The sequence below is a fragment of the Streptomyces sp. DSM 41931 genome (genome assembly GCF_050271085.1).
Classification (GTDB): Bacteria; Actinomycetota; Actinomycetes; order Streptomycetales; family Streptomycetaceae; genus Streptomyces; species Streptomyces albogriseolus.
Genome location: NZ_CP189902.1, coordinates 6,451,534 through 6,466,133, shown reverse-complemented (window position 1 = coordinate 6,466,133; position 14,600 = coordinate 6,451,534). Strand labels below are relative to the sequence as shown.

General features: G+C 70.9%; 12 protein-coding genes and 1 riboswitch. Of the genes, 4 read left to right on the top strand and 8 right to left on the bottom strand.

The features are described from left to right. Positions 1-6 precede the first annotated feature (6 nt). The 4 genes from ACP7TJ_RS29580 to ACP7TJ_RS29565 all read right to left on the bottom strand — a co-directional run bounded on the left by ACP7TJ_RS29580 (position 7) and on the right by ACP7TJ_RS29565 (position 5,096). Positions 7-1,440 carry a DUF1254 domain-containing protein gene (locus ACP7TJ_RS29580; RefSeq protein ID WP_427766630.1) on the bottom strand — a complete coding sequence of 478 codons (1,434 nt, stop codon included), beginning with the start codon at positions 1,438-1,440 and terminating at the stop codon, positions 7-9. Next, on the bottom strand, positions 1,424-2,356 hold the full coding sequence (locus ACP7TJ_RS29575; RefSeq protein WP_427766627.1) for an HAD family hydrolase: 933 nt from the start codon (positions 2,354-2,356) through the stop codon (positions 1,424-1,426). Before ACP7TJ_RS29575 ends, ACP7TJ_RS29580 begins: the two co-directional genes overlap by 17 nt. 5 nt (positions 2,357-2,361) lie before the next feature. Continuing rightward, the gene (locus ACP7TJ_RS29570) at positions 2,362-3,954 is read right to left on the bottom strand and encodes a DUF1254 domain-containing protein (protein ID WP_427766624.1); all 1,593 of its coding nucleotides are present in this window, start codon (positions 3,952-3,954) and stop codon (positions 2,362-2,364) included. A 161-nt stretch (positions 3,955-4,115) separates the two neighbouring features. Then, complete coding sequence (locus ACP7TJ_RS29565; protein WP_367534796.1) at positions 4,116-5,096, bottom strand: ferric reductase-like transmembrane domain-containing protein; 981 nt, start codon at positions 5,094-5,096, stop codon at positions 4,116-4,118. A 147-nt stretch (positions 5,097-5,243) separates the two neighbouring features. Further along, a riboswitch (cobalamin riboswitch) is annotated at positions 5,244-5,432 on the top strand. A gap of 28 nt (positions 5,433-5,460) precedes the next feature. Here ACP7TJ_RS29565 and ACP7TJ_RS29560 point away from each other — a divergent pair. The 3 genes from ACP7TJ_RS29560 to ACP7TJ_RS29550 are packed head-to-tail and all read left to right on the top strand — an operon-like array spanning position 5,461 to position 8,380. Further along, the gene (locus tag ACP7TJ_RS29560; protein WP_427766621.1) at positions 5,461-6,486 is read left to right on the top strand and encodes an ABC transporter substrate-binding protein; all 1,026 of its coding nucleotides are present in this window, start codon (positions 5,461-5,463) and stop codon (positions 6,484-6,486) included. Between the two features lie 17 nt (positions 6,487-6,503). Next, the gene (locus ACP7TJ_RS29555) at positions 6,504-7,598 is read left to right on the top strand and encodes a FecCD family ABC transporter permease (RefSeq protein ID WP_370166999.1); all 1,095 of its coding nucleotides are present in this window, start codon (positions 6,504-6,506) and stop codon (positions 7,596-7,598) included. Then, entirely contained in the window at positions 7,595-8,380 is a 786-nt protein-coding gene (locus tag ACP7TJ_RS29550; protein ID WP_093767411.1) for an ABC transporter ATP-binding protein, read from the top strand. Before ACP7TJ_RS29555 ends, ACP7TJ_RS29550 begins: the two co-directional genes overlap by 4 nt. 55 nt (positions 8,381-8,435) lie before the next feature. Here the strand turns inward: ACP7TJ_RS29550 and ACP7TJ_RS29545 are convergent, their stop codons facing one another. Beyond that, positions 8,436-9,884, bottom strand: a complete 1,449-nt coding sequence (locus ACP7TJ_RS29545) for an endo-1,4-beta-xylanase (RefSeq protein WP_093767410.1) — start codon at positions 9,882-9,884, stop codon at positions 8,436-8,438. 471 nt (positions 9,885-10,355) lie between these two features. Here ACP7TJ_RS29545 and ACP7TJ_RS29540 point away from each other — a divergent pair, with 471 nt between their 5' ends. After that, positions 10,356-11,828, top strand: a complete 1,473-nt coding sequence (locus ACP7TJ_RS29540) for a non-reducing end alpha-L-arabinofuranosidase family hydrolase (RefSeq protein WP_167744524.1) — start codon at positions 10,356-10,358, stop codon at positions 11,826-11,828. 43 nt (positions 11,829-11,871) lie between these two features. Here the strand turns inward: ACP7TJ_RS29540 and ACP7TJ_RS29535 are convergent, their stop codons facing one another. The 3 genes from ACP7TJ_RS29535 to ACP7TJ_RS29525 all read right to left on the bottom strand — a co-directional run bounded on the left by ACP7TJ_RS29535 (position 11,872) and on the right by ACP7TJ_RS29525 (position 14,373). Then, on the bottom strand, positions 11,872-12,471 hold the full coding sequence (locus ACP7TJ_RS29535) for a TetR/AcrR family transcriptional regulator (RefSeq protein ID WP_320587847.1): 600 nt from the start codon (positions 12,469-12,471) through the stop codon (positions 11,872-11,874). 61 nt (positions 12,472-12,532) lie between these two features. Further along, entirely contained in the window at positions 12,533-13,249 is a 717-nt protein-coding gene (locus tag ACP7TJ_RS29530; RefSeq protein ID WP_427766616.1) for an ABC transporter ATP-binding protein, read from the bottom strand. Then, positions 13,246-14,373 (bottom strand): ABC transporter permease, encoded by a 1,128-nt coding sequence (locus tag ACP7TJ_RS29525; RefSeq protein ID WP_401541305.1) that lies wholly within the window; start codon positions 14,371-14,373, stop codon positions 13,246-13,248. The genes ACP7TJ_RS29530 and ACP7TJ_RS29525 overlap by 4 nt, the downstream gene beginning before the upstream one ends. Between the last annotated feature and the right edge of the window lie 227 nt (positions 14,374-14,600).

The following is a 14,600-nucleotide window of genomic DNA, read 5'->3' as shown; positions in this document are numbered from 1 at the left end:
CCTACCTCACGCCGGTTCGATCTCGCCCGGCCGCCAGCTCTTGTCGAACCAGCTGTCGAGCGGACCGTAGAGTCGCAGCACCACGAAGAATCCCTTGCCGGGTACGGTCTGGATCCAGTTCGCCTCCTTGCCCTCCGGAGCGGTCGGGCCGAAGTGGATGACCGTGTCGCCGCCGGCCTCGGGCCGAACGTCGTCCGACAGGCTGTTGACGCTCGGGTACGGGGTGCCGGTGCGCAGCAGGGAGCGGGTCTGCGGGTCGTACACGGTCACGGCCCAGAAGTTCTTCGCCGGCACGCCGCGCGGCAGCGTGAGCGTGTACGTCCGTCCGCCGTCGAGCCACGCGCCCGTGGAGTCCTCCGCCGTGTAGGCGTACTGCGATCCGGTGCCGACGGGCGCCGCCACCATCGCCGGAGAGGAGACGGTCGCGAAGTAGTGGAACACCGAACGGGAATCCAGCAGGCGGGCGCCCTCCTCCGACAGGAACTCGTAACTGCGGGTGGGGAACGGGGTCTTCCATGACCGGTCGGGGTAGTAGGAGAAGCCCGGGTCACGTGGCTTGAAGGCCAGCGTCCGTGCGATGCCCGAGGCGATCCTGGCGGCGGTGTCGAGGATCGAGCGCATACGGTCGTCCGGCCGGAAGGGCTTGCCGCGCACGATGCCGAGCGCGGCGAGCTGACCGGCCCGCTCGGGGTCGAGCGACTCGGGCGGTTCGGCCTGGACGATGGTGTCGATCTCCTCGAAGAAGGAGAAGTCGTTCGCGTGGACCGTGTTGAAGTCGGACTCCGCCCAGTTGACGAAGCGCTGCTCGGGCGGGTCCGCCGCGGCGGAGAGGGGGTAGATCCGCGACGTGAGCAGGCTCTCCGTGCCCCCCAGGGCACGCAGCACCACCCAGGAGGCGTACGTCCTGGGCCGCACGACGAAGTAGCCGTCGGGGACGTCACCCTCGTACCCCGGGGGCAGGAAGAGGTACGCGCCTCCTTTCCCCTGGTCCGGCCCGGCGATGCCCATGTCGGTGACGTAGCGCTGCCACAGGTCGTCGACGACGCACAGCGAGTTCCCCGGCGCCTCGACCACGGTGGGGCCGTCCTCGTCGAGCGCCAGGAAGGTCATCCCGTAGGTGGTCTCCGTGTTGCCCGTGAGCAGCACCGGCGCCGAGGTGCAGCGCGGGGCCGTGTAGCCGATGGTGCGGGAGTCGACGCCGATGCTCCGCAGTCCGCGTCGCAGCGCCACCATGGAGGCCCCGGGCACGCAGTTGAGGAACGCCTCGATCCCGCGCAGCAGATCCAGCGTGTCGTAGCTGCGGGTGACCGCCTCGGGCAGGGGCAGGCCGTCGAAGAAGTCCAGCGTTCCGAAGACCGTCTCCAGCCGGTCCGGGCAGACGATCGAGGCGAGGGTCTCGGGTGAGGTGCCCGGACTGGGGGCGTCACTGATGTGAGGCACTTGGCTTCTCCTGAGCGAATCGTTCTGTGAAAACCACGTTCCAGTCGTTCTTCACGCTGACCGTCGTCCACCCGGACCGCTCGGCCGTCGCACGTGCCCGCTCCGCGCAGTCGGTGTAGGCGTACTCCCGGACGTCGTCGTCGTGGACGACGAGCAGGGCGAACCGCGCGGACCGCAGCAGCTCGACGTCCACGTCGTCGTTGCCGGCCGCGAAGCCCGGCAGCCGGCCGGTGCGGGCGAGGACGTACTCCGGCTTTCCCGGCCCGAGCGCGACCGGCCCGTGCAGGGCCGCCCGGCGGACCAGCACTCCGTCCCGGTAGGCGAACTCCGGCGCCGAGCCGATCACGTTCTCCCTGGGCAGGCCCCAGGTGTCCTCGCAGATCACCCGCATGAAGTCGCGCCCGCCGCCCGAGCAGACGAACAGCCGCCAGCCGTACGCCCTGAGGTAGTCGAACAGCTCCAGCATCGGCTGGTAGACGAGACCGGAGTACGGCACGCCGAAGCGCTCGTGGCGCCAGGACGCCAGGTAACGGGCGGCCTCGGCCTCGAACTCCCCGAAGGTGGTGCCTTCCCAGGCCGCTCCGACGGCCTCCGCCATCGACGCCACCGCGTCGGGGTCCTGGTCGTTCAGCGCGCGGAAGTACGACTCGTCCCGGTCGGCGAGCGCCCGGTAGGGCCGCTCGCGGGCCAGTGACGGGTCCGCCTCCAGCCGCTCGGCCAGTTTCCCGAGGACGAACGCCGTCTGCACCGGCGCGGGCTTCTCGGTCCACAGGGTTCCGTCGTTGTCGAACACGGCGACCCGGTCCCTCGGCGCGACGAAGCCGGGCGAGCCTTCCGTCGCGGCGGACGTCACGAAGCCGACGATCGCCTGCTTCGCGGCACCGTCGTTCCAGCTCTCCAGCGGGGTCCTGCCCATCGAGGTCAGTCCACCGCCTCGATCTCGCCCGGACGCCAGGTCTTGTCGAAGAAGGGACGCAGCGGGCTGTAGAGCCGCAGGACCGCGAACCATCCCCGGCCCGGTGTGGTCCGGATCCAGTTGCCCTCCGGCACGCCGTCGGGCCGGTCGGGTCCGAAGTGCACCGTGGTCGTGCCGTCCGCGCCGGAAACCGCTGCCGGGGTGGGATAGGCCTGGCTGCCGGCCCGTGGGAACCGTTGCGGGGTGTCGAGCATCGACCGCGTCTGGTTGTCGTAGACGGTGACCGACCAGAACTTCGCGGCAGGGATGTCCGGTGGGAGTACCAGTCGGTAGTACCTGCCGCCGTCGAGGGCCCGGCCCTCCTGATCCGCCATGGAGAACACGTACTGCGAGCCGACGCCGGGCAGTGGCGCCGTGAACGCCGGGCTGATGCCCACGCCCAGGTACCACCACCAGGACCGCAGGTTGAGCTTCCGGGCGCCGTCGTTCGGGCGGAGCTCGACGCCCCTGTCGGTGATGTCCGCGGGCGGGGCCAGGAACTCGTGGCCGGACACGAGCAGGCCGTTGAGCCATTGGGAGGAGGCGCCGTAGTAGTGCGCCCCCTCGGCCGGACGCGGACGGCAGGCGAGGGTGCGGGCCGTGGCGTTGCCGACGGCGGCAGCCTCGGTGAGGATCTCCCGCATCCGCGCGTCCGGCTCGAAGGGTCTGCCCTTGACGATGCCGACCGCGGCCAGCGCTCCGGCGATCTCGGGGTCGAGCGCCTCGGCCGGCTGGTCGTGCACGAGTTCGCTCGCGAGGTCGAAGTACGTCGCGTCCCCGGGCGGAACGGTGTTCATGGGCAGTCCGGAGCCTTCGACGAAGCGCGGCGGGTCGGGCCTGCGCAGCGCGGCGGTCCAGGTCTCGGCGGTCCATGGCAGCGGCGGGGCCGTGCCGCCGGTGACGATCTCCCCGATGCCGGTTCCGTAGTACCCGGGGATGTAACGGTGGATGCGCAGGCCCTCCTTGATGCGCTCGACCGCCGGCTTCGGGTCGTCGCCCTCCAGGAACGCCCGGCCGCCCAGGATGAGCCGCGTGGTGCGGGTCCGCAGCGTGAAGAACCCGCCCTCGGGAAGAGGGCCCTCGTGACCGGGTGGCACGAAGAGGTACCTGCCGCCCGCGCCCCGGTCCGGACCGGCCATGCCGGGGTCAGCGACCCAGCGGAACCACATGTCGTTGAGAAAACAGAGGGCCAGGGGCGGCACTTCCACCACCACGGGGCCCTCGGTCAGGTCGAGGAAGGTGAGGAAGTAGACGGTGTCGGCGTTCCCGGTGAGCACGAGTGTCTTGGGATCCATGAACTCCGAGAAGAGCAGGACGTCGTGGTCCTGGACTCCTGCCTCCAGGAATCCCCGGCGGGCCGCCCACAGGCTGACGCCGGAATAGGCGTCGAGGAACGCGCTGACCGCGCGCACATGGTCCACATGGTCGTAGAGGCGGTTCGCGGTCTCCTCGGTGGGCACGCCCAGCGGGAACTCCAGGGTCCCCACATGCGTCTCGACCCGCTCGGGCGTCGAGACCGACTCCATGACCCGGGGTGAGATCTGTGCGGTGCGCTGCAAGGGATCGCTCCGTTCTCGGGGAGATGCCGCCCTGCCGACCATGTGCCTCATCCACCGCTGACCACCACCGCGCCTAGGCCATCGGAGGGTCCTCACGCGGGAACGGTGCGTGGTAGGGATCCGCTCGACGCACACAGCATTGCGGGACGCCGCACCCGCCGTCAGTCCGTCTCCTGGGCGTGGGGAGCCGTCGCGGGCGGATGGGTCGGGCGGTCCCGCCCGCCGTCACGGCCGGACACCGCGACAGCGACCAGCCCCACGACGACGGCTGCGACGGCGACCCGTCCCGCCGCCCGCACCCACCAGCCCGGCCGGGCCGCGCCCCCGCCTGGCGGGCCCAGCCGTTCGGCTCGCCGGGCGGGCCGCAGCAGACGGAGCAGCAACAGCAGGGCGACCGGGAGCTGCAGCAGCCACAGCACGGTGCGCGGCCACTCCCCGTACCAGACGTTGGTCCCGTACAGCAGCGTGTGCCAGACGCTCAGCACGTACACGACGATCACGAAGCGGTGCAGGCGGCGCCAGGTGTTCGCCCCGATGCGATGCCGGACGTAGAACAGCAAACCGAGCGGGACCGCCAGGTACAGGGCGCCCTGGCCGATCGGGATGGCGACGCGGCCGGTCCCGGAGTCGTACCAGCCCGGCACGAAGGTGTCCGCGAAGGCCGCCCACACCCGCTCCGCCCAGTCCACCTTCGTCTCGTAGCGTACGAGTTCGGCCGCGAACATCAGCGCGTGCGCGAACATCAGCGCCATGGTCGTCAGGCTGGTGGTGCGGTGCCAGCGCTCCAGTACCTGCCTCGACACCGGCAGCCGGGCGGGGCGGGGTCCCGACAGCAGCAGCCCGAGCATGACCGTGCCCCAGGCCCACAGCAGGGCGGACCAGCCGAACGCCTGGCTGAGCAGGTACATCCAGTAGGTGCCGGGATCGTCCATGAACGGCATCACCGCGACGGTGTCGGAGGCTCCCGATTCCATGCGCGCCCACAGGAGGGCGAACACGAGCACGGTGACCGTCACCGCCGCGCCGGCGTCGGGCAGGGCGGCCCGCAGATCGCCGCGCAGCGCGACACGGTCACCCGGAGGCCGCTGCCTTCCTGACGGGGTCACCGCCCCGTCCTCGTCCGGCCTCACGTCCGACGTCATCAGGGCCTCCCGGGCACGGGCCACCGCAGCGGCGGTGCTCACGTGGCGTGAGGCAACAAGTCTGGCTGATGAGAGCGTGATCGGTGGAGCCGTTATCCGGCCAGAGCAGCGATGAGAAGTGCTCGGCTCCGCACGCCGTTTCGCCGTCGGTTTGGGGGAACGTAGGATCGTCCGGTCATCGCCGCGACGGGAGACAGGAAGCCGGTGCGAATCCGGCACGGTCCCGCCACTGTGACCGGGGAGCGCCCCTCCGACATGCCACTGCGCATCGCGCGGGAAGGCGGTGGGAAACGTCGATCCGGGAGTCAGGACACTGGTCCGTCGCGGGCCCGTCCGAAGGAGCGCGGACTCCAGGAGGCTTCACGTGTTCCCATTGCTCACCCCTGCCCGCACGTGCGGGTTCCTTCGTGCCACGGCCGCTGCCGTGACTCTGTCGTCCGTGCTGCTGACCACCGGGTGCGGTGCGTCCGACAGGGCCGGCGGGGACGCGGAGGCCGCCACTGCCGCGCCCTCGGGCTTCCCGGTCACCATCGACAACTGCGGCATGAGGACGACGTACGACAAGCCGCCGTCGAGGGTGGTCACCATCCACCAGCACCCGGCGGAACTCCTGCTCGCCCTCGGCCTGAAGGACCGCCTGGTCGGCACCGCCTTCCCCGACTCGGCCGTCCTGCCCGAGCTGAGGAAGGACTACGAGGCGATCCCGGAACTGGCGGAGAGGGAACCGTCGTTCGAGAAGATCCTGGACGCCGAACCCGACTTCGTCTACGGCGGCTACGGCAGCGCCTTCGCCGAGAACGAGGGCCGCTCCCGCAAGGCGTTCGCCGACGCCGGCATCGACACCTACCTCAACCGTGAGTACTGCGGCGAGAAGCGGGTGACGATGAAGGACACCTACGAGGAGATCCGCACCATCGGCACGGTCTTCGGTGTCCCGGACCGGGCCGACGAGCTGGTCGCGGACCTCGAGGGCCGCGTCGGCAAGGCCGCCGCCGAGGTCGAGGGCGAGCCCGAGGTGTCCGTCTTCGTCTACGACAGCGGCGACAAGAGCGCCTTCACCGCGGGCGGCAAGAGCCTGGGCACCGAGCTGATCCGGCTGGCCGGCGGCGAGAACGTCTTCGCCGACCTCGACGACGTCTTCGGCGACGTCTCCTGGGAGCAGGTGGTCGAGCGCAAGCCGGAAGTCATCGCCATCTACGACTACGCCGGCGCCGGGAGCGTGAAGGAGAAGAAGGAGTTCCTGCTCTCCCAGCCCGCCCTCGCCGACGTACCCGCCGTCAGGAACAAGCGGTTCGTCGTCCTGCCCTTGACCGCCACCCTGGTCGGCATCCGCTCGGCCTACGCGGTCGAGGACCTGGCCCGCGGGCTGCACCCCGAGAGCTTCCGGTGAACCGGGCCGCCACCGGCATGCCCACCGGGCGGACGGTTCCACGGCGCAAGGCCACCGGGCCGGGAACACGAGGCACGCTGTCGGCCGTCATGCTGCTGCTCCTCACCGCGTTGCTCGTCCTCTCCGCCACGGCGGGCCTCGCCATCGGCTCCGTGCACGTGCCGCCCGGCCAGGTGTGGGGCATCGTGACGCATGCTGCGGGCGCCGGCTGGCGGGAGCCGGACTGGTCACGGGCCCGGGAGACCATCGTGGTGGACGTGCGGGCGCCTCGGGTGCTGCTCGGCGCGGTCACCGGGGCCGGCCTCGCGGTCATCGGCACCGCCCTGCAGGCCCTGGTGCGCAACCCGCTCGCCGAGCCCTACCTGCTGGGCGTCTCCTCCGGGGCGTCCCTCGGCGCGGTCTCCGTGATCGTGTTCGGTGTCAGCCTCTTCGGGCCGGTCTCCCTGTCGGTGGCCGCCTTCCTGGGCGCCCTGGGCGCGCTTCTGCTCGTGTACGCCACCGCCCGCACCGGCGGACGCATCACCTCGTCGCGGCTGGTGCTGTCCGGGGTGGCGGTCGCGGCGGTGCTCACCGCGGTCCTCGATCTGCTGCTGCTCACCACCGGCCGCGGCAACGAGGCGCGCGCTGTCCTCGCCTGGACCCTCGGCGGTCTCGGCGGCGTCAGCTGGGGCACGCTGTGGCTGCCGAGCACGGCCCTGGTGTTCGGTCTCGGCGTCCTCATGGCGCAGGCACGCAGCCTGAACCTGCTGCTGGCCGGCGAGGAGGCGGCGACCACGATGGGGCTGGACGTGGCCCGGTTCCGCGCCCGGCTGTTCGTCCTGCTCTCCCTCGTCACGGGCGTGCTGGTCGCGGCGGCCGGGCCGATCGGCTTCGTCGGCCTGATGATGCCGCACATCGTGCGTCTGTTCGTCGGTGGCGACCACCGCCGGGTCCTGCCGACGGCGGCACTCGGCGGAGCGGTCTTCCTGATCTGGGCCGACATCGCCGCACGGACGATCGCCGCGCCGATGGAAATACCCGTCGGCGTCCTCACGGCCCTGTGCGGCGGGCCGTTCTTCCTGTGGCTGATGCGCAGGGACGCCCGGCGCGGCACCGACCGAGGAGGGGCATGACCGCGACCGAACTGAGCGTCGACGGTGTCACGCTCACCGCCGGAGCACGCCACCTGGTGCGCGACGTCTCCCTGACCGCCCGCCCGGGTGAGACCATCGGACTCGTCGGCCCCAACGGCAGCGGGAAGTCCAGCCTTCTGCGCACCGTCTACCGCGTCCTGCGCCCCGACGCCGGCCGGGTCCGGGTCGACGGCGAGGACGCCTGGGCACTGCCGGTGCGGCAACTGGCCCGCACCGTGGCGGCGGTGGTGCAGGAATCGGCAGCCGACTTCGACCTCGCCGTCCGCGAGGTCGTCGCCATGGGCCGCACCCCGCACAAACGACTCCTCGCCGGCGACACCCCCGAGGACGCCGAACTCATCGACTCCGCACTCCTCGCCGTCGACGCCGTCCACCTGGCCGACCGTCCCTTCGACCGGCTCTCCGGGGGCGAACGCCGGCGCGTCCTCATCGCACGCGCCCTCGCCCAGCAGCCCACCCTCCTCGTCCTCGACGAACCCACCAACCACCTCGACATCCGCCACCAGCTGTCCGTGCTCGGCACTCTGCGCCGCCTGCCCGCCACCGTGCTGCTCGCCCTGCACGACCTCAACCTGGCCGCCTACTACTGCGACCGGCTCTACGTCCTGCACGACGGTGAGGTGACCGCCTGCGGCCCGCCCGCCGAGATCCTCACCCCTGGGTTGCTGGCCGAGGTGTACGGGGTTGCGGCGGAAGTCACCACCCATCCGCGCACGGGCGCCCCGCAGGTGACGTTCCTCCCCGAGGAGCCACGCGGGTGAAGGAGGGTCACCGCCCGGTACGGGCGGTGACCCTCACGTTCGTCGGGATGGTGGATCAGGCGCGGGACCAGCGCTGGTTGCTCCCGCCGCCGCAGGCGTACAGCTGGATCTGCGTCCCGTTGGCGGTGCCGGCGCCGACCGCGTCGAGGCAGCGGCCCGACTGGACGCCGACGATGGTGCCGTCGGAGTTGAAACGCCACTTCTGGTTGTCGCCACCCCAGCAGCTGTAGATCTGCACCTTGGCGCCGTTGGCGGTGCCGGCGGCGTCCAGGCACTTGTTGCCGTAGACCCGCAGCTCACCGGAGGAGGTGAGCTCCCACTGCTGGTTGGTGCGGCCGTTGCAGTCGTACAGCTGGACCTGCGTGCCGTCGGTGGTGCTGGCGTTGGGCACGTCCAGGCAGCGGCCCGAGCCGACGCCCTTGATCGCGGTGCCGTCACCGGGCTCCGGGTCCGGGTCGCCGCCGCCCTGGCCGGCGTTGAGGGCGTTCAGCACGGCGGTGTACGCCGCCTTCTTGCTGCCGTCGTTGTTGAACAGCAGCGGGGTGTCCCCCGAACGCCACGAGTCCATGTCACGCACGCCCCAGACGGTGACGCCGAGGCAGCGGGAGACGGCCAGGCAGTCGTTGACCACGGCCGCGTAGGTGGTCGGCGAGGCGCCCTGGATGTCGAGCTCGGTGATGGCCACGTCGACGCCGAGCGCGGCGAACTCCTGCAGGGTGGTGCGGAAGTTGCTGTTGTACGGGCTGCCGCTGTTGAAGTGCGACTGGAAGCCGACGCAGTCGATCGGCACGCCGCGCTGCTTGAAGTCCTTCACCATGCGGTACATGGCCTGGGTCTTCGCCCAGGTCCAGTTCTCGACGTTGTAGTCGTTGTAGCAGAGCTTGGCCGACGGGTCGGCGGCGCGCGCGGTGCGGAAGGCGACCTCGATCCAGTCGCTGCCGGTGCGCTCCAGGTTGGAGTCGCGCCGGGCGCCCGAACTGCCGTCGGCGAACGCCTCGTTCACCACGTCCCACTGCGCGATCTTGCCCTTGTAGTGGGCCATCACGCCGTTGATGTGGTCGATCATCGCCTGGCGCAGGGCGCTGCCGCTGAGGCTCTGCATCCAGCCGGGCTGCTGGGAGTGCCAGGCCAGGGTGTGGCCGCGCACCTCCTTGCCGTTCTGCACCGCCCAGTTGTAGATGCGGTCGGCGTTGGTGAAGTTGAACTGGCCCCGCTGCGGCTCGGTCGCGTCGATCTTCATCTCGTTCTCGGCCGTCACCGAGTTGAACTCGCGGTTCGCGATCGACGCGTACGTCGAGTCGCTCAGGCGGTTCGCCGCGATGGCGACGCCGAAGTAGCGGCCGCTCTGCGCCGCCGCGGCGCCGAGGGTCGACTCGGCGGCCTGGGCGGCCGGCGCCGGCGCGGCCAGTGCGCCGGCCGCACCGAGGGCGCCGACGAGGAGCGTGGGGAGCAGGACGCGGAACTTCCGCCGGAGGGCGGCTCTGGGGAGGGCATAGGAGCCCATTGCTGTGCCTCCAAGGTAGGTATGACGGATCACCCGACCGACAGCGCGGGTCCGGGGGAACCCGGAAGGACTGCCTGAGGTGCCTGGATCCGTCGTGCAGCTGGCTGTGAGCGGCTCTGTGGTGCGGCATGTCTGCACAGGACAGCCAGTTCGACATTTCGAACTGCGGTCGGGGTGCCAGACAGATGATTGGGGGTTGCTGAGTACCCGTCAACCCTCTCGGCAGAAATAGTTTCCGTTCCTCTTTCGAAAGTTTCGCAGCCAGGGATGGGCGCCCGTTCAGGCCTCGAACTAGCGGTTGTTTGCGGCCAGATCGGCGACAGGCCTTGACCGGACACCCTCCGCTTTCTACCTTGTGGCGTCACAGAGCCGGAATCACTTCGAAACATTCGGACCCCTTTCCGCCCCTGCGCGGTCGTCGCTCCGCCGTGCACCGGCGTCATCTCCCCCCACGTCGAAGGAGGCCTTCCCATGTGGCTTCGCCACACCCTTCCGGTCCGTTCCAGACGTTTACTCGGTGTCCTCGCTCCCCTGCTGCTGCTCGCCACCTTCCTCGGCGCCCAGCCCGCCGAGGCCGCGACCGTGGACACCAACGCCTCGTACGTGCTGGTCAACCGCAACAGCGGCAAGGCGCTGGACGTGTACAACCTGGCCACGAGCGACGGCGCCCGGATCACCCAGTGGTCGAGGAACGACCAGGCCCAGCAGCAGTGGCGGTTCGTCGACTCCGGGAACGGCTACTACCGCATCAAGTCCGTCCACTCCGGCAAGGTGCTGGACGTCTACAACTGGTCCACCGCGAACGGCGGTTCGATCGTCCAGTGGTCCGACCTGAACGCCGCCAACCAGCAGTGGCGGCTGGCCGACAGCCCGGACGGCCACGTACGCCTCATCTCCCGCCACAGCGGCAAGGCCCTCGAGGTGCAGGGCGCCTCCACCGCCGACAACGCCAACGTCGTCCAGTACGACGACTGGGGCGGGACCAACCAGCAGTGGCAGCTCGTCAAGGTCGGCTCGGACCCGGGGAACCCGGGCTCCTGCGACCTGCCGTCGAGCTACCGCTGGAGCTCCACCGGCGCCCTGGCGCAGCCCCGGCAGGGATGGGTGTCGCTCAAGGACTTCACCGTCGCCCCCTACAACGGCAAGCAGCTCGTCTACGCGACCACGCACGACACCGGGACGCGCTGGGGTTCGATGAACTTCGGTCTGTTCGGGGCCTGGTCGGAGATGGCCTCCGCCAGCCAGAACGCGATGAACAACTCGACGGTCGCGCCCAGCCTCTTCTACTTCGCGCCGAAGAACATCTGGGTGCTGGCCTACCAGTGGGGAGGCACCGCCTTCTCCTACCGGACGTCGACCGACCCCACCAACCCCAACGGCTGGTCGTCCGAGCAGGTGCTGTTCTCCGGGAGCATCTCCGGCTCCGGAACGGGACCCATCGACCAGACCCTCATCGGTGACGGCACGAACATGTACCTGTTCTTCGCCGGCGACAACGGCAAGATCTACCGGGCGAGCATGCCGATCGGGAACTTCCCCGGCAGCTTCGGCTCGACCTCGACCGTGGTCATGAGCGACACGACGAACAACCTGTTCGAAGCCCCGCAGGTGTACAAGCTGCAGGGCCAGAACCGCTACCTCATGATCGTCGAAGCGATCGGTTCGCAGGGCCGGTACTTCCGCTCGTTCACCGCGACCAGCCTGGGCGGCACCTGGACGCCCCAGGCCGCGACCGAGAGCAACCCCTTCGCCGGCAAGGCCAACAGCGGCGCCACCTGGACGAACGACATCAGTCACGGCGAGCTGCTGCGGACCAGCGCCGACCAGACGATGACCGTCGACCCCTGCAACCTGCAGCTGCTGTACCAGGGCCGCAGCCCCAACTCAGGAGGTGACTACGGCCTGCTGCCCTACCGCCCGGGCCTGCTGACCCTGCAGCGCTGAGAAGCCCTGTTCCGAGGGGGAGCCGGTGCGGCGGGTTCCGGTGTCATGCCGGACCCGCCGCACCGCTGTGCGGACCGAGGCAGCGGCGCACCAGGTCCAGCGTGCGCCCGGTGACCGTGTCGAGCGGGGCGCCGCCGTCCACCGCGGCCAGGGCCGTGTGAAGCATCCCGGCGATCAGGTCCGCGGTGAGGGCGGGCTCGGGGACGCCGAGCTCCCGGACGGCCGCGCGGAACGGCTCGACCTGCTCCAGGTGGAGCTCGACCAGACGCTCCTGGCAGGCAGGCGGCAGACCGGCGTTCATGAGCGCGGCGGCCGGCCGGTGGGCGCCTTCGGCGCCCAGGCGCAGGCTCTCCCGGAAGAACGCCTCGACCCGCTCCACCGGGCCCTTGGCGGTGGCCATGGCGCGGGCGAGTGCCTCGTTGGACCGCCGGAAGGCCTCCTCGGTGACGGTGGCCAGCAGGGCCGCCGAGGAGTCGAAGTACTGGTACACGCTGGAGCGCGCCAGGCCCGCGCGGGCGCCGACCGACGCCGGGGTGACGGCGGCGGCGCCCTCGTTCACCAGGATGTCGATCGCCGCGCCGATCAGCGCCTCACGCTGATGCGCACGGTGTTCGGCGACGGTGGCGGCGTTGATCTTCGGCATGCGGGCGGGACTCCTGGCAGACGGACGGGGCCGGGCGGCACGGCGCCGGCCGCCGCCCGGTTCAGGACAGCCGGCCGTCGACCATCTCGTGCACCCGGTCGGCGGCGTCCATTATCGCCGTGTCGTGGGTGACCATGACGGTGGCGGTGCCGTGCCGGTGGGTCTGCTCGGCGATCAGCCGTACCGCTTCCGCGGAACGCTCGCGGTCCAGCGCCGAGGTGGGCTCGTCCACCAGCAGAACGGCGGGTGAGGTCATCAGCGCGCGGGCCAGACCGGCGCGCTGGCGTTCGCCTCCGGACAGCTGGTGCGGGCGGGAGCCGGCGCGGTGCGCGAGGCCGACCGCCTCGATGAGTGCGTCGGCCCGGGTCCGGGCCGCGGCGTCCAGCCGTCCGTCGATGTGCAGGGGCAGCAGGAGCTGTTCCCGGACGGTCAGGGACGCGAGCAGGTTCGACTGCTGGAAGACGAAACCGATGTGGCGCCGGCGGGCCGCCGTGCGTTCCTTGTCCGACAGGGCGGTCAGCTCGGCGCCGGCGACGCGGACGGTGCCCGAGGTGGGCCGCTGGAGCCCGCCGGCGACGGCGAGCAGGCTGGACTTGCCGGATCCCGAGGGGCCGACGACGGCGACGAACTCGCCCGGGGCGACGGTCAGTTCGACGTGGTCGAGGGCGGTGACGGCGGTGTCGCCGTCACCGAGGGTCAGGCTGAGCTCGTGCAGGCGCAGTCCGTCGGAGCCGGGCGCGTCCGGGGTGGCCCGGTGGTCGGTAGAGGGCGTGGTCATCGGGTGGCTCCCAGGGCGGTCAGGGGGTCGACGGCGGTGATGCGGCGGACGGCGACGGCGGCGCCCACGGTCCCCAGGCCGATGAGCAGGCCGGCGGACGTGGCGATGGCGGGGGCGGACAGGGAGAACGGCGCCTTGCCGATCATCGCGCTGCCCAGGGCGAGGCCCACGGCGGTGCCGGCGGCGGTGGCGACGACGAGGACGGCGACGACCTGGGCGAGCGCGTCGCGCAGGATGTAGCGGGTGGGGGCGCCGAGCGCCTTGAGGAGGGCGATCTCCGGCTTGCGCTGCACGGTCCAGACGGTGAAGAAGGCGCCGACGACGAGGGCGGAGATGGCGTACAGGAAGCCCTTGATCAACGCCATGGTGCTCGACTCGGCCGTGTAACCGGGAGACGCGCCGTAGGTGGTCTCCTTGTCGTCGGCGCGGGTGCCGGTGGCCTTCTCGACGGCGGTGACGTCGGCGCCGTCCTCCACGGTCAGGGCGACGGCCGTGGCCTGGCGGAGCGCGGCCTCGGGCAGCTCGCCGGGCAGGCCGTAGTGGAGGTGCCGCCAGGTGTCGAGGTCGGCGTAGGCGACGCCGATGTGGCCGTAGGAGACGGTGTCGTCGACGAGGCCGACGACCTTCAGCCGGACCTCGCTCTTGTCGGCGGTCAGCTCGTCCCCGACGCGCACGCCGAGGTCGGCGATCTCCTGGGTGATCACGATGCCGCCCCCGCCGTCCTCCAGCCCCCTCCCGTCGTCCGGGCTCGGGGCCAGCGGCGAGTCGGAAGCCATGCCGAACACGGCGAGGTTGACCTGCTCGCCCTTCTCCTCGCCCTGGGTCACCTGGGCGTTGACCAGGGTGTTGCCGAACGGCTCGGCCCGCTCCACGCCGGGGGCCGCGGACCAGGCCTCCCAGTCCTCCTGCTCGACGGCGGAGCGGGAGAACTGCTCACTGGTCGCCTTCTCGTCGAAGGCCATGTGGGTCACGGGCAGCGCGCGCAGGCCGGAGATACCGGCGTCCGCCAGTCCGGAGGCGAGCCCCGAGAGGAGGACGCCGAGGACGGCGATGAGGGCGACCACGGCGCCCATCAGGACGAAGCGGCCGCGGGCGAAGCGCAGATCGCGTAGGGCAAGGAACACGGGAACTCCGGGCGACGGGGGTGAGGGGGCGCGGCGCCGGGCACGCACGCCCTTTACTCGCACTTGACGACACGAGCGTCGGCATCTTACCGGATGTTGCCGACACGCGTGTCGGCACGTTTCCGCACACCGACTCGGCCCTTTCGACCGATCGCCCGCCACCCCTTGACACCACCCCCGGCCGCTCGTCACTGTAATGACGATTCTAGAACGTAACTTCTAGTTTT

Bases quoted from the DNA above. Each gene is read 5' to 3' on its own strand.
- ACP7TJ_RS29530 (WP_427766616.1), bottom strand. From the start codon at position 13,249: ATGACCACGCCCTCTACCGACCACCGGGCCACCCCGGACGCGCCCGGC.
- ACP7TJ_RS29555 (WP_370166999.1), top strand. From the start codon at position 6,504: ATGCCCACCGGGCGGACGGTTCCACGGCGCAAGGCCACCGGGCCGGGA.
- ACP7TJ_RS29545 (WP_093767410.1), bottom strand. From the start codon at position 9,884: ATGGGCTCCTATGCCCTCCCCAGAGCCGCCCTCCGGCGGAAGTTCCGC.
- ACP7TJ_RS29565 (WP_367534796.1), bottom strand. From the start codon at position 5,096: ATGACGTCGGACGTGAGGCCGGACGAGGACGGGGCGGTGACCCCGTCA.
- ACP7TJ_RS29550 (WP_093767411.1), top strand. From the start codon at position 7,595: ATGACCGCGACCGAACTGAGCGTCGACGGTGTCACGCTCACCGCCGGA.
- ACP7TJ_RS29575 (WP_427766627.1), bottom strand. From the start codon at position 2,356: ATGGGCAGGACCCCGCTGGAGAGCTGGAACGACGGTGCCGCGAAGCAG.
- ACP7TJ_RS29535 (WP_320587847.1), bottom strand. From the start codon at position 12,471: ATGCCGAAGATCAACGCCGCCACCGTCGCCGAACACCGTGCGCATCAG.
- ACP7TJ_RS29540 (WP_167744524.1), top strand. From the start codon at position 10,356: ATGTGGCTTCGCCACACCCTTCCGGTCCGTTCCAGACGTTTACTCGGT.